16 protein-coding genes are annotated in these 13774 nt (G+C 54.0%); 6 read left to right on the plus strand and 10 right to left on the minus strand.

Going from position 1 to position 13774, the window contains the following annotated elements:
- Positions 1–19: 19 nt before the first annotated feature.
- The 3 genes from bamE to nadK all read right to left on the minus strand — a co-directional run bounded on the left by bamE (position 20) and on the right by nadK (position 3148).
- A complete protein-coding gene (bamE, locus tag Y71_RS06435) occupies positions 20–361 on the minus strand; it encodes an outer membrane protein assembly factor BamE (protein WP_007370700.1) in 342 nt (113 codons plus the stop codon).
- A 148-nt stretch (positions 362–509) separates the two neighbouring features.
- The gene (gene recN / locus Y71_RS06440; RefSeq protein ID WP_007370701.1) at positions 510–2171 is read right to left on the minus strand and encodes a DNA repair protein RecN; all 1662 of its coding nucleotides are present in this window, start codon (positions 2169–2171) and stop codon (positions 510–512) included.
- An 86-nt stretch (positions 2172–2257) separates the two neighbouring features.
- Positions 2258–3148: an NAD(+) kinase gene (gene nadK / locus Y71_RS06445; RefSeq protein WP_007370702.1), complete on the minus strand. Its 891-nt coding sequence runs from the start codon at positions 3146–3148 to the stop codon at positions 2258–2260.
- Between the two features lie 122 nt (positions 3149–3270).
- Here nadK and grpE point away from each other — a divergent pair, with 122 nt between their 5' ends.
- Positions 3271–3867 (plus strand): nucleotide exchange factor GrpE, encoded by a 597-nt coding sequence (gene grpE, locus Y71_RS06450; RefSeq protein WP_007370704.1) that lies wholly within the window; start codon positions 3271–3273, stop codon positions 3865–3867.
- A gap of 41 nt (positions 3868–3908) precedes the next feature.
- On the opposite strand, the gene Y71_RS06455 is transcribed toward grpE, so the two are convergent.
- Together Y71_RS06455 and Y71_RS06460 are read right to left on the minus strand one after the other, a co-directional pair.
- Positions 3909–5195 carry an HlyC/CorC family transporter gene (locus tag Y71_RS06455; protein ID WP_035888378.1) on the minus strand — a complete coding sequence of 429 codons (1287 nt, stop codon included), beginning with the start codon at positions 5193–5195 and terminating at the stop codon, positions 3909–3911.
- An 18-nt stretch (positions 5196–5213) separates the two neighbouring features.
- Positions 5214–6002, minus strand: coding sequence for a cytochrome C assembly family protein (locus Y71_RS06460; RefSeq protein ID WP_007370706.1), 789 nt, complete (start codon positions 6000–6002; stop codon positions 5214–5216).
- Between the two features lie 168 nt (positions 6003–6170).
- On the opposite strand from Y71_RS06460, the gene ffh reads away from it, so the two are divergent.
- The 5 genes from ffh to rplS all read left to right on the plus strand — a co-directional run bounded on the left by ffh (position 6171) and on the right by rplS (position 9929).
- Positions 6171–7532 (plus strand): signal recognition particle protein, encoded by a 1362-nt coding sequence (ffh, locus tag Y71_RS06465; RefSeq protein ID WP_007370707.1) that lies wholly within the window; start codon positions 6171–6173, stop codon positions 7530–7532.
- Positions 7533–7924: 392 nt separating this feature from the next.
- Positions 7925–8173, plus strand: a complete 249-nt coding sequence (gene rpsP, locus Y71_RS06470) for a 30S ribosomal protein S16 (RefSeq protein WP_007370708.1) — start codon at positions 7925–7927, stop codon at positions 8171–8173.
- Positions 8174–8191: 18 nt separating this feature from the next.
- On the plus strand, positions 8192–8740 hold the full coding sequence (rimM, locus tag Y71_RS06475; RefSeq protein WP_007370709.1) for a ribosome maturation factor RimM: 549 nt from the start codon (positions 8192–8194) through the stop codon (positions 8738–8740).
- Between the two features lie 30 nt (positions 8741–8770).
- A complete protein-coding gene (trmD, locus tag Y71_RS06480) occupies positions 8771–9538 on the plus strand; it encodes a tRNA (guanosine(37)-N1)-methyltransferase TrmD (RefSeq protein WP_007370710.1) in 768 nt (255 codons plus the stop codon).
- Between the two features lie 43 nt (positions 9539–9581).
- Positions 9582–9929, plus strand: coding sequence for a 50S ribosomal protein L19 (gene rplS / locus Y71_RS06485; RefSeq protein WP_002914145.1), 348 nt, complete (start codon positions 9582–9584; stop codon positions 9927–9929).
- 155 nt (positions 9930–10084) lie between these two features.
- Here the strand turns inward: rplS and Y71_RS06490 are convergent, their stop codons facing one another.
- From Y71_RS06490 to Y71_RS06510, 5 genes are all read right to left on the minus strand, one after another.
- A complete protein-coding gene (locus Y71_RS06490; protein ID WP_071531981.1) occupies positions 10085–10276 on the minus strand; it encodes an ogr/Delta-like zinc finger family protein in 192 nt (63 codons plus the stop codon).
- Between the two features lie 74 nt (positions 10277–10350).
- The gene (locus Y71_RS06495) at positions 10351–11493 is read right to left on the minus strand and encodes a contractile injection system protein, VgrG/Pvc8 family (RefSeq protein WP_007370712.1); all 1143 of its coding nucleotides are present in this window, start codon (positions 11491–11493) and stop codon (positions 10351–10353) included.
- Positions 11490–11951 carry a phage tail protein gene (locus Y71_RS06500; protein ID WP_007370713.1) on the minus strand — a complete coding sequence of 154 codons (462 nt, stop codon included), beginning with the start codon at positions 11949–11951 and terminating at the stop codon, positions 11490–11492. Before Y71_RS06500 ends, Y71_RS06495 begins: the two co-directional genes overlap by 4 nt.
- Positions 11948–13660: a phage tail tape measure protein gene (locus tag Y71_RS06505; protein ID WP_007370714.1), complete on the minus strand. Its 1713-nt coding sequence runs from the start codon at positions 13658–13660 to the stop codon at positions 11948–11950. The genes Y71_RS06500 and Y71_RS06505 overlap by 4 nt, the downstream gene beginning before the upstream one ends.
- A complete protein-coding gene (locus tag Y71_RS06510) occupies positions 13653–13772 on the minus strand; it encodes a GpE family phage tail protein (protein ID WP_061493592.1) in 120 nt (39 codons plus the stop codon). Before Y71_RS06510 ends, Y71_RS06505 begins: the two co-directional genes overlap by 8 nt.
- Between the last annotated feature and the right edge of the window lie 2 nt (positions 13773–13774).

Raw genomic sequence — 13774 nt, forward strand, 5'->3', positions numbered from 1 at the left:
TTTTTGCGTTTCTGCGATCTTAGCTTTTGGTCAGAGCAGGTTTGTTATCCATATTGGTTAACACACCATTGCTGTTGAAGGTCAGCGTCAGCGTCTGCTGTGTGACATCTTCGTGGCCCGGTTGCTGGCGGAACACATAGAACCAGGTGTTGGTGCCAAATGGGTCTTTCATCATTGGCGTACCCAGTGCATAAGCAACCTGCTGTTGCGTCATACCTACGCGGATTTTGGAAACATCGTTTGGTGTCAGGTAGTTCCCCTGATTGATATCAGGGCGGTAAACCACGCGTTCTAAGGTAGAGCAACCAGCGGTCAACATCAGGAGAACCGCTGCGGCAGCAGTCAGCATTTTACAGCGCATAGTGATTTGATTCCTTTTCGGGCCCGAACAATACGTGGCTCATATGTAATATGCCGATGATAATAGACCTTTAGCCAGTTTAAAACCTCTGCGGGCTGGTCTGTTGTCGATTTTGTCGAGAACTCAGACCGTCATATTACCGAAAAGTTTACGCAGCCAGCAGCTCTTTGGCGTTTGCCAGCGCATTGCGCGTCACCTCGCTGCCGCCGAGCAGGCGGGCCAGCTCCTGCAGACGGGCGCGTTTATCCAGCGGTTGCATATGTGTTTCGGTCATCGCGCCGTCGGTCTCTTTGCTGACAAAAAAGTGATGATGACCACAACCGGCAACCTGCGGCAGGTGCGTAACGCACATTACCTGAGTCGATTCGCCCAGTTGACGCAGCAGCTTGCCGACCACGGCCGCCGTTGGCCCGCTGATACCGACATCCACTTCATCGAAGATCAGCGCCGGGGTTTCCATCTTCCGTGCGGTGATCACCTGAATCGCCAGTGCAATGCGTGACAGCTCGCCGCCGGAGGCAACTTTAGCGATCGGTTGCAGCGGCTGCCCGGGGTTAGTGGTGACGCGAAATTCAATACGATCTGCGCCTTCTGCCGTCAGCGAACGATCGTCAAAATCGACATCAATGACAAACACGCCATGCGGCATGGAAAGTGCGTGCATGCTCTCGGTGATCAGTTCGCTCAGTTCCTGAGCATATTTCACACGTTGGGTATGCAGTGCCTGCGCGCTGGACAGCGCCAGTTGGTGGTGCTGCGTTACCGCCAGCGCCAGCGTCTCCTGGGAGTCGGCCTGATCGTCCAGTAACTGCTGTTCATCGAGTAGAGACTGGTGGAACTGCGGCAGTTCTTCCGGGGCGATATGGTGCTTACGCGCCAGCGAGATCTGCCGGGAGATGCGCTGTTCCAGTTCGTACAGACGATTGGGATCGAGATCTAAGCGGTCGCAGTAATGGCGCAGCTCATCGCTGGCTTCACTGATTTGAATAGCCGCTTCTTCCAGCATATCCAGCACGCCGGAAAGGCGCGAATCCATACCTGCCAGCTCCGTTAAAAGCTGGCGGGCGGTATAGAGTTGGCTTTGCAGGTTGACCTCTTCGCCATCGGCCAGCACGTTCAGCGCGTGCTGGCTGGTGGAAAGCAGCTGGCCGCTGTTGGCGAGACGTTTGTATTCTTCGTCGATCTGCTCAAATTCACCCGGTTGCGGGTGGAATTCATTCAGTTCTTTCAGTTGGTAGTGCAGTAGTTCGGCACGGGCGGCGCGTTCCTGGCTTTGCTGCTGATGCTGAGCCAGTTCGCGGCAGCTCTGGTGCCAGGTGCGGTAATGTTCAGCCATTTGCTGAGTGAGCGCATACTCACCGGCATAGCCATCGAGCAGGCTCTTCTGGTGTTCTGATTTGGTTAACAGCTGGTGCGCGTGCTGACCATGGATCTGTATGAGTAGTTGGCCAAGTTCGCGGAGTTGAGAAAGCGGTACCGCCGTTCCGTTGATAAAACCACGGGAGCGCCCGTCGCTGCTGATGACGCGGCGAAGTAAACACTCACGTCCATCTTCCAGTTGATTCTCTTCCAGCCAGCGCTGCGCTGCGGGTGTGTCTTTCAGTGCAAAGCGGGCACACAGGTCGGCGCGCGGAGCACCTGCGCGCACCATGTCGGCTTCAGCACGACCGCCGAGGCACAGCCCAAGCGCGTCAATGGCAATGGATTTACCCGCCCCGGTTTCGCCGGTAATAGCCGTCATCCCGCTGTGAAAATCGATCTCAAGCTCACGAACGATAGCAAAATTACTGATGGTCAGTTGTGCCAACATGGTTGCTTTCCTGTATGAAAAACCATAACTGTGTTTTCATACAGTATAAACTGGTTTTATATACAGTAAAGCCCTGACGGTGAATTTCAGAACAATTTTTTCGACCAGCCAAGTTTTGAGCTTAATGTATTGAAATAACTGTAATCTTTAGGGTGAACCAGATTCAGGTAATAGTCGCTGCGGCGGATCAGCACATCTTCGCCATCCTGGATCGGCAGCGCAATTTGGCTGTCACAACTGATCTCCAGGTCGCTGCGACGGTTGGAAAAGCGCAAGCGAATGGTACTGCTGCTGTTAATTACCAGCGGGCGGGCCGACAAGGTATGCGGGAACATGGGCACCAGCGTAATTGCATCCAGCGACGGCGTCAGAATTGGCCCGCCGGCAGAGAGTGAATAAGCGGTCGATCCAGTGGGTGTGGAGATGATCAGCCCATCGGAACGCTGAGAGAACGCGAAGATTTCATCGATATATACTTCGAATTCAATCATATGGGCAACTTTTCCTGGGTGTAGCACCACTTCGTTGATAGCGGTGCTGATCCGTTTTTGGCACTCTGGCAGGGAACTCTGCTGGCAGACCTGTACTTCCAGCAAGAAGCGTTTTTCGGCGATATAATGCCCTTCCAGTACATCGGCCAACTGCTGTTGGGCGTTGTCTGGATCGAGATCGGTAAGAAAACCGAGATTACCGCGGTTGATGCCGATCACCTGAATATCATAGCGCGCCAGCGTACGCGCCGCGCCCAGCATATTGCCGTCGCCGCCGACCACCACAGCCAGGTCGGCCTGCTGACCAATGTCCGCCAGTGTGCCGGTCTTCACATTCGTGAGCTGCAATTCCTGGGCAATCTGTTGTTCGACAATGACGTCATAACCTTTTTCGTGAAGCCAGCGGTAGAGCATTTCATGTGTGGTCAGCGCGGTAGGGTGCCGTGGATGCCCGACAATACCAATACACTTGAAATGGAGGGTCATGTTCTGGTGGTCCTTGTGGCGAATGAATGATGACAATCTGTCACGTTCCCTTGAATCCCGGAAACTGATCCCCATAATAAGCCAGGTTAGCGAGATGAATGCAAAAAAACGCGGAGAAATTCATGAGTAGTAAAGAACAGAAAACGCCTGACGGGCAAGCCCCGGAAGAAATTATCATGGAACAGCACGACGAAGTTGAGGCAGTTGTTGAGTCTGACGATTCTGCTGAGCAGGTGGATCCGCGCGATGAGAAAATTGCGAACCTTGAAGCGCAGTTAACCGAAGCGCAAAACCGCGAGCGTGAAACTGTTCTGCGCATGAAAGCGGAAATGGAAAACCTGCGTCGCCGCACCGAACAGGACGTTGAAAAAGCGCATAAGTTCGCGCTGGAAAAATTCATCAACGAACTGCTGCCGGTAGTGGATAGCCTGGATCGCGCGCTCGAAGTCGCAGACAGGAACAACGCCGAAATGGCGCCGATGGTTGAAGGTATCGAACTGACGCTGAAATCGATGCTGGATGTAGTGAAGAAATTCGGCGTTGAAGTGGTTGCTGATACCGATGTTCCGCTGGATCCGAACGTCCATCAGGCGATTGCGATGGTGGAATCCGACGAGATCGCCGCTGGCAACGTGCTGGGCGTGATGCAGAAAGGGTATACCTTAAACGGTCGTACTATTCGCGCGGCCATGGTTACCGTCGCCAAAGCTAAGGGTTAATCCCGTCTGAAACCCTCTCCGCCCGGAGAGGGTTTTTCATTTTATTCGGCCACGCTTTCGCGCAGCGTTTTCACCGGGATCACTTTTACCTGCTTAATCATGTTGTCCTGCACATCGAGAATATCGATGTCGTACTGCTCAATGCGTACGCGCGTGCCAACGGCCGGGATCTCTTCCAGCTCTTCCAGCAGCATGCCGTTAATGGTGCGGGCTTCATCTTCCGGCAAGTGCCAGTTAAAGGCTTTATTCAGTTCGCGCACGCTGGCGCTGCCATCGATTATCACCGAGCCGTCGTTTTGCGGCGTGGCTTCATCGGCCAGCGCAGGCGACATGGAGGTGGTGAAGTCGCCGACAATCTCTTCGAGAATATCTTCTACCGTCACCAGCCCCTGAATATCGCCATACTCATCGACTACAAGCCCGACTTTCTTTTTATTGCGCTGGAATTTCACCAGTTGAACGCTGAGCGGCGTCCCTTCAGGCACATAGTAGATTTCATCGGCAGCGCGCAGCATCACCTCTTTGGTGAACTCGTTCTTTTCGGTCATCAGGCGATAGGCTTCGCGCACGCGCAACATGCTGATGGCGTCATCCAGCGAATCGCGGTACAGCACAATGCGCCCGTGCGGCGAGTGAGTGAGCTGGCGAACAATCGCTTTCCAGTCATCGTTAATATCGATCCCGACAATTTCGTTGCGCGGCACCATGATGTCATCAACGCTCACCTTTTCCAGATCGAGAATCGACAGCAGCATGTCCTGGTTACGGCGCGAGATTTGTGAGCGCGATTCGTTAACAATAGTGCGTAATTCATCTTTGCTGAGCGCACCGCTGACCACCACATCGGCTTTGATGCCAACCATGCGCATCAGCACGCGGGTGACGCCGTTAAGCAGCCACACCAGCGGCAGCATAATCACCTGCAATGGCGCCAGCAGAAAGCTGCTGGGAAAGGCGACTTTTTCCGGGTAGAGCGCAGCAATGGTTTTCGGCAATACTTCGGCGAACACCAGCACTACAAATGTCAGCACGCCGGTGGCAATCGCTACACCTGCGTTACCGTACAGGCGCATCCCGACGATAGTACCTATCGCCGAGGCAAGAATATTGACGAGGTTGTTGCCGATCAGCACCAGGCTAATCAGACGATCGGGCTTGCGCAGCAGCTTTTCGACGCGCCTGGCCGCGCGGTTACCCTGCTTGGCCAGGTGACGCAGGCGATAGCGGTTCAGCGTCATCATCCCGGTTTCAGAACCGGAGAAATAGGCTGAAACCACGACCATGATAATCAGGGTAATGATCAGCGTCGTGGTAGAGATGTGTTCCAGGGGGAACTCCTTTTGGCGTTAACTCACAAACTGTTGCAGGATGCGGCTGCCAAAGTAGGCCAGCGTTAAAATACCCGCGCCCGCAACGTTGAACCAGACAACCCGGCGACCGCGCCAGCCTTCATGGTAATGGCCCCACAGCAGGACGATATAGACAAACCAGGCAATAATAGAGAGCACGGCTTTGTCGATATTTTCCATGCTGAACAGGTTCTTCATATAGAACAGGCCGGTACAGAGCGTCAGCGTCAGCAGTACTACGCCGACCTGGGTGATGTGGAACATCTTGCGCTCAATGACCATTAATGGCGGCATTTCGCTACTGAAAGCCAGCCGTTTGTTCTTCAACTGATAGTCGATCCAGGCCAGTTGCAGGGCATACATCGCTGCAATAATCAGTGTGGCATAAGAGAAGAGCGACAGGCCGATATGCACCAGCATGCCGGGCGTCGCTTCCAGGTGAGTGATGTACTCATTCGGCACGAAAATCGCGAAGGCGAGGTTGATCAGCGCGAAGGTATATACAATTGGCAGCAGCAGCCAGCCGCGGTTTTTCGAGGCGACAATGGTCATCACCGTACAGATCATCAGACTGACCAGCGAACCGACATTCAGCAAGCTGAGGTTTTGCCCGCCGTCGTCCGGAAACAGCCGTTCTTTCAGCCCGAAACCGTGAAAAATAAGCGCGATCACCGCCGAAAGAATAGCCATTTTCCGCCAGCCGCTGTTTTTCTGCAGCAAACCGGGGATGATCAGTGCGATGCTGATTGAGTAGGCAACAAGAGCGATCAGAGCAAAAACGGGCATAGGGATGTCGGCAGTTGACTGAAGAAGAAAGAAAAGCAGTATAACGTCAGGCGACGTTGGCTCCAACAGTTGCATCACATACAGGAGCAATGTCTTCATGTTATACTCCGGCAAATTTCTGTAATGCGTCGCCCTGGCGGCCAACCGTATCACCTCAGGCGAGAGACAATGTTTGATAATTTAACCGATCGTTTGTCGCGCACGCTGCGCAATATCAGTGGCCGTGGACGCCTCACTGAAGACAACATCAAAGATACCCTGCGCGAAGTGCGCATGGCGCTGCTGGAAGCGGATGTTGCGCTGCCGGTAGTGCGTGACTTTATCAACCGCGTAAAAGAGAAAGCGGTTGGTCATGAAGTTAACAAAAGCCTGACGCCGGGTCAGGAATTCGTCAAAATCGTCCGTAACGAACTGGTTGCGGCGATGGGTGAAGAGAACCAGAGCCTGAACCTCGCCGCGCAGCCGCCGGCGGTAGTGCTGATGGCTGGCCTGCAAGGTGCTGGTAAAACTACCAGCGTCGGTAAGCTCGGTAAGTTCCTGCGCGAAAAGCACAAGAAGAAAGTGCTGGTCGTTTCGGCGGACGTTTATCGCCCGGCGGCGATCAAACAGCTTGAAACGCTGGCGCAGCAGGTTGAAGTCGATTTCTTCCCGTCTGACGTCGCGCAAAAGCCGGTCGATATCGTTAATGCGGCACTGAAAGAAGCGAAGCTGAAATTCTACGACGTGCTGCTGGTGGATACCGCCGGTCGTCTGCACGTTGATGAAGCGATGATGGACGAAATCAAACAGGTTCATGCCGCGATTAACCCGGTGGAAACGCTGTTTGTTGTCGATGCTATGACCGGTCAGGATGCGGCGAACACGGCGAAAGCCTTTAATGAAGCGCTGCCGCTTACCGGCGTAGTGCTGACCAAAGTGGACGGCGACGCCCGCGGCGGTGCGGCGCTGTCGATTCGACACATCACCGGCAAACCGATTAAGTTCCTCGGCGTCGGCGAGAAAACCGAAGCGCTGGAGCCGTTCCATCCGGATCGTATTGCCTCGCGCATTCTCGGTATGGGCGACGTGCTGTCGCTGATTGAAGATATCGAGAGCAAGGTTGACCGTGCGCAGGCTGAGAAGCTGGCGAACAAGCTGAAAAAAGGCGGCGGCTTCGATCTGACCGATTTCCTTGAACAACTGCGCCAGATGAAAAACATGGGCGGTATGGCAAGTCTGATGGGCAAGCTGCCGGGCATGGGGCAGATCCCGGACAACGTCAAAGCGCAAATGGATGACAAAGTGCTGGTGCGGATGGAAGCGATCATTAACTCGATGACGCTGAAAGAGCGCGCCAATCCGGACATTATCAAAGGCTCCCGTAAACGCCGTATCGCAGCAGGCTGCGGTATGCAGGTGCAGGATGTGAACCGTCTGCTTAAACAATTCGACGACATGCAGCGCATGATGAAGAAAATGAAGAAGGGCGGGATGGCGAAGATGATGCGCGGGATGAAGGGGATGATGCCGCCAGGCTTCCCTGGGCGCTAATAAACGGCCTGGCTTTTTTGCTATTTTATTTTGGTGCCGGGGGTTGCTCGTCATCCTCACGTACTGCGTGCAAAACAAGGATATAAGGCTATCTTGTTTGCCATTTTAGCTCCGGGGTGTGCCCGACAAAACACGAACGTGTTTTGAACGCCCTTTAGGGCGGCCCCGGAGGGCGAGCGGAGCGAGTAAATGCTCACGCACTCCGTGTACGCTCCGCTTTCTGCGCACACGCCGGAACTAAACTGGTTGCACCGATATATGCCTTATTCTCCTTGTTTACTTTATCCTGATTGCAATTTCCCCAAAAATCAGTAAAATTTTCGGGCTTTTAATATGACGCCGGGCTCCGTTCCTCGATGGGGCCTGGTGTTTTATTCACACAAGAGGATGTTATGGTAACTATTCGTTTAGCACGTCACGGCGCTAAAAAGCGTCCGTTCTACCAGGTTGTTGTGACTGACAGCCGTAATGCACGCAACGGTCGCTTCATTGAGCGCGTTGGCTTCTTCAACCCGATCGCTTCCGAGAAAGAAGAAGGCACCCGCCTGGATCTGGATCGTATTCAGCATTGGGTTGGCCAGGGCGCTACCGTTTCCGATCGCGTTTCCGCGCTGATCAAAGAAGCACAGAAAGCAGCTTAATCTGTCACGGTGGTCATGATGAGCAAGCAACAAACCGCAGCGGTCCCTGCTGAGCCAATTATTGTCGGCAAACTGGGGTCTTCTTACGGAATTCGTGGTTGGCTCAGAGTGTTTTCCTCCACCGAAGACGCCGAAAGCATTTTTGACTATCAGCCCTGGTTTATCCAGAAGGCGGGTCAGTGGCAGAGCATTGAGCTGGAAAGCTGGCGCTACCACAATCAGGACATCGTCATCAAACTGAAAGGTATTGATGACAGAGATGCAGCGAATTTGCTGACGAATTGCGAAATCGTCGTAGATTCCTCGCAGTTGCCGGAACTGGAAGAGGGTGACTACTACTGGAAAGACCTGATGGGCTGCCAGGTAGTGACTACTGAAGGTTACAGCCTCGGTAAAGTCGTCGATATGATGGAAACCGGGTCTAATGACGTTCTCGTCATCAAGGCAAACCTGAAAGATGCATTTGGTATCAAGGAGCGGTTGGTTCCGTTCCTCGATGGGCAGGTTATCAAGAAAGTCGATCTCACTACTCAAACCATTGAAGTAGATTGGGATCCTGGTTTTTAAACCTCCGGATATACGGTAAAAGACGGCGCTATGTGGATTGGCATAATTAGCCTGTTTCCTGAAATGTTCCGCGCGATTACCGACTACGGGGTAACTGGCCGGGCAGTAAAAAATGGCCTGCTGAGCATCCAGAGCTGGAGTCCGCGTGATTTCGCTCATGACCGGCACCGTACCGTGGACGATCGTCCTTACGGCGGCGGACCGGGGATGTTAATGATGGTGAACCCGTTGCGGGACGCCATTCATGCAGCAAAAGCCGCGGCGGGTGAAGGCGCCAAAGTGATTTATCTGTCACCTCAGGGACGCAAGCTTGATCAAGCGGGCGTTAGCGAGCTGGCTACCAATCAGAAGTTGATTCTGGTGTGTGGTCGCTATGAAGGGATAGATGAGCGCGTAATTCAAACCGAGATTGACGAAGAATGGTCTATCGGCGATTACGTTCTCAGTGGTGGTGAGTTACCAGCAATGACGCTGATTGACTCGGTTTCCCGGTTTATTCCGGGGGTACTGGGGCACGAAGCATCGGCAACGGAAGATTCCTTTGCTGACGGGTTGCTGGATTGTCCACACTACACCCGACCTGAAGTGTTAGAAGGGATGGAAGTACCGGCGGTATTACTGTCGGGGAACCATGCTGAGATACGTCGCTGGCGTTTGAAGCAGTCGCTGGGCCGTACCTGGCTTAGAAGACCTGAACTTCTGGAAAACCTGGCTCTGACTGAAGAGCAAGCAAGGTTGCTGGCGGAGTTCCAACGAGAGCACGCGCAACAGCAACACAAACATGATGGGCTGGTGTAATACACCCCCGAATATCAGTTTACCCAGGATAAGAGATTAAATTATGAGCAACATTATTAAGCAACTTGAACAAGAGCAGATGAAGCAGGACGTACCTTCCTTCCGTCCGGGTGATACCGTGGAAGTGAAAGTATGGGTTGTTGAAGGTTCCAAAAAACGTCTGCAGGCATTCGAGGGCGTGGTTATCGCTATTCGTAACCGCGGTCTGCACTCTGCATTCACTGTTCGTAAAATTTCCAACGGCGAAGGCGTTGAGCGTGTCTTCCAGACTCACTCTCCGGTAGTTGACAGCATTGCTGTTAAACGTCGTGGTGCTGTACGTAAAGCTAAACTGTACTACCTGCGTGAGCGTACCGGTAAGTCTGCTCGTATTAAAGAGCGTCTTAACTGATAAAACGCGCGCGCAACATCCAAAGCGTGTTATAGAACAAGGGGTTAGCGTAATGCTAACCCCTTTTTTATTGGCGATGGCGGCAGAATGGCGGCAGCGGATCGCCGTGGCGACAGGCAAAAAAAAGCCTGCTGGCGCAGGCTGAGGAAAAGCAATTATCGCGTTGAATGGGGAGAGGCTTCTGTCACCGGCGGTCGGACAATGTAGCGCGCCAGCGACTCGTGGGTGACAAATGTGCAGCCACACTGGATGTTCTGACACTGATGGTAGCGCTCTTTGGTTTCGGAACTCAGGTAGCGGCTTGAGCGCGCATGCGCCGCTTGCTGGCATACCGGGCAATGCATCATGGTGGGTTCTCCCTCGTTAACATGCTGCAATAATAAACTCATAGCTTGCAAATGCAAACTTTAAATCGCATTTGCTATTTATTCTGCACATCATATTGTCCCTCCTCGATTTTGACCTCCAAATCAAGCTTGCTGACAAACCCATTGTTATCCAGGCTGTGCGTCACTTTTTTAATCGTCCATGCCGTATCGTCAATGACCGTCTTAAAGCCAGAGACCCGCACCGGCGTTTCCGGGGTGATGTCGGTACGTCCCCGCGCCAGCGTGAGGGAAAAGGTGGCCGTATTACGTTGAATGTAATGCCACAGCCCATCAGCTGCCCTTTTCGCTTCTTCTTTGCTGGCATAGACGGTCGACATGCCATAGACGTTATCGGCACTCCCGGCAACGTAAACCGGCTTTTCGCTTTGCTCTGCCGCAGGTGTCACCGCCTGGGGATGCTCTGTACTGGCAGGGGGTTGCGCAGTGGTTTTACGTTGTAACTGCACTTTTTGCGTCTGATTTTTTGGCTTTTTGGTATCAAGCCAGCGCGCCGTCACGCCGGTGTAACTTGAGCGGTCGGCAATATTAAAACTGTGTTTATCACCGTCGCTGCGCTGAATGACAACCTGCGGGAACGCTTCGCCCTTTGCATTCAATCCCCGTCCTGGTTTAATCAGCATCAGTTTGTTCCATTTCACCGTCAGTTCGGCACCGTTAAGCACCGCCAGGCGGTGCAGGAAACTGGCGTCCGATTCCATCGACTGGTCGATATGCGCAATCTTAATCCTCTTCAGTGATTCGGCAACGCTGGCTTCCAGCCCGCAGCGTTTAGCAATCTCCTCAACAATGGCGCCCAGCGTGGTGTCATGCCACGACTGCTCATGTTCTTTGTTGAGTTTGCCGTTGAAATCCGCACTGCGTCCGATCACCGTCACCTTATCCGGCGCACCATCATGCTTAACCTGATCGATAACAAACTCACCCAGCCCGACCAGCGCATAGCCCTTTTCGCCGATAAATACGCGGATTTTCGTGTCGCGCTGCGGCAACTGAATATCGCCATCGGCGTCACTCAGCACCAGTGTCAGCGTATCAGCGGTGAAACCACGGTTATCTTCGATAGTCAGGCTGATAAGCCGGGGGGCAATATTTTCGGTGATATCTTTACCGTCCAGCATCAGTAAATAAGCAGGGCTGCTGACCTGCGCCAGCCCATTGGTCAGCGCATCGATCATAGGTCGATCCCCAGCGTTTTTCTTGCCCTGGAATAGAGCTCTTCGCCCTGCTGGCGAATATCGCCGAACATGGCGGCCAGCGACTCATCCACCCGCTTTAAGCTCAGTGTGAAGGAAATTTTGCGGGGCGAACCGTCGCTGTAGTACTCGGAACCGTTGTCCTTCAGGCTTTCGATAGCAAACATGCCGTAAATAGTTCCCGTTCCGTCAATCAGCGGCCACGCTTTCCCCTGTTCGGCCATTGTGCGCACGACATCCAGCGACTGCAGGCCGCCGGTCAGCTCCGGATAGAGGTCACCGCCAAGAACGATGGTCTCTTCGCCCGGGCCAAGGTACTGAAATGCCGCGCGTTTACCGATGCGGCTATTGGAGGCCCAGTTATATCCGGCCGTGCGGTTCATGGTGGTATAGGGCAGTGTCTGCCGCATAAATACAAAAAGTCCCAGCGCCAGCATCATGGTGCATAACCTCCTAACGCGTTGAATTGCGAGAGCGCATTGTCGCGCTTATTGTTTTCGTACTGTTCGAGCAGCTCCATCAGGTGGCGGCTGTTATTGCTGCCCGGTGAAACATCGCCCTGTAGCGTCACGTTGATATCCGTTCTGCTCTGGTCAACGTAGGAACCACCGCCAGCCGGTTTCGCTGCCTGATAATTGTTAAAGCCAGGCATTGCGCTGGTTGGCTGAATGTAGCTCTGGCTGCCGCTGGCATCTGTCGGCGGTTTCGGTACCTCGAGCACCGGTTTTTTGTCGATAATCCCGAGCTTTTCCAGTACCCAATTCAGGCCGCTGCCCAATATTTTTACGCTCTCAATCACCAGCGCGATGGAGCCAGAGAGCATCTGGCCGAAATAGAAACCCGCTTTTGCGCACTGGTTCAGCGTTTCCTGGCTGGCCTGCACCGGCGTAATCAGATCGCTGAAGAGTTGTTTGATGTTCTGCAAGCCGTTGCCGATGAGATCAAACAGCGGTTGTAGCGGCGCAAACAGTCCGGCGAGCGGAGCGAACGCGGCGCCAATCCCGGCCATTACACCGCTAAAGAAAGCGCTGATTGGCTGCCACCAGGTGTAAATGGCCAGCGCGGCGGCGGCAACAATGGCAATCACGCCGACAATCGGCAGCGTGAGCGAACCAAGCACCGCCATAATCCCGCCGCAGACGGTAGTAAAGACGCTGCCAAAAGTGGTCGCAATGGTGATCAGCGTGCTGATACCCGTAAAGACCGGCGCGATAACGCCCGCGACGGTGCCAATCGCCCCGGCAACGCCGACCACGACAGTGGCAATCATGCCGAAGGTTTGCACCAGCCCCTGGTTGTTCTGCACCCACTGTTGCAGCTGCCCCAGATAAACCGTTGCCGTTTGCACCAGCTGGCGCAGGGAGGATTCTTGCGTACTGAAAATATCCACGCTCAGTGACTGATAAGCACTTTGCAGTGCCTGTAAATCGGTACCGAGATTGCCCGCCTGCGCGCTTACCGCACTTGCCGGGTTACTTACTTCGCTTTCAGACTGCGCCGGCGCGCTATTTTTCAGCGATTGCTCATAGCCCGGCTGCAGGAGTTTTTTGCCGATGTTGAAGCCAGAAGTGGCGACGGCCATTCCGGTTTTGCCCACCGCGGAGACTTTCCCGGCGATGCCCTGAATCGTTTGCTGGCCCGCCTGGATTTTTTCCGCGCGTTTTTGCCGGGTCTCCTGCTTCAGCGCCTGCTGCTGCGTGACAAGCTGCGCGCGATGATCGCTGATCTGGCTTTGCAGTTGCAGTTTCGCCGCCGTCGGCGCATTCGGCTCAATGCCTGCGCGCAGCAGCGTTAACCGGTGGTCGATCACCGCTCCGCGTGCCGTTTCGTGCTGTTGCGAAAGCGCGGTTGCACGCTCCTGCGTGAAGTTTAGAATGCTGGCGTGGCTGCGCGTCGGCGGGCCTTGCTCCGTCAGCTTTTGCGCGCGCAACTGCACGGTTTGCAGGCGCAGGCTGAGTGCCGAAAGGGATTTTTCGGCCTGCGTTAAACCCTCAACCTGGGCAAGCTGGCTGTACAACCCGCGCAGATTTTTCTCCGTCTCTTTGATACCCGCAGCAAGCGAAACATTCGCCGTTTGCAGGTTTTTAAACGGGCGCGTCGCCTGGTCAACAGCCGTGAGCAGTGCGTCAATATTTGTGCTGTTACTCATGTGTGTTTCCGCTTCGCTGAAGCGCCTTTTCGCGCCATGTGATGAGTTCGCTCAGACTCAGGGGGTAGAGTTCTGATGGCGGCCAGTGAAAAATCACCGCGATATCCGCCATCA

Origin of the sequence: Kosakonia radicincitans DSM 16656, from assembly GCF_000280495.2 — a bacterium.
Lineage (GTDB): Bacteria > Pseudomonadota > Gammaproteobacteria > Enterobacterales > Enterobacteriaceae > Kosakonia > Kosakonia radicincitans.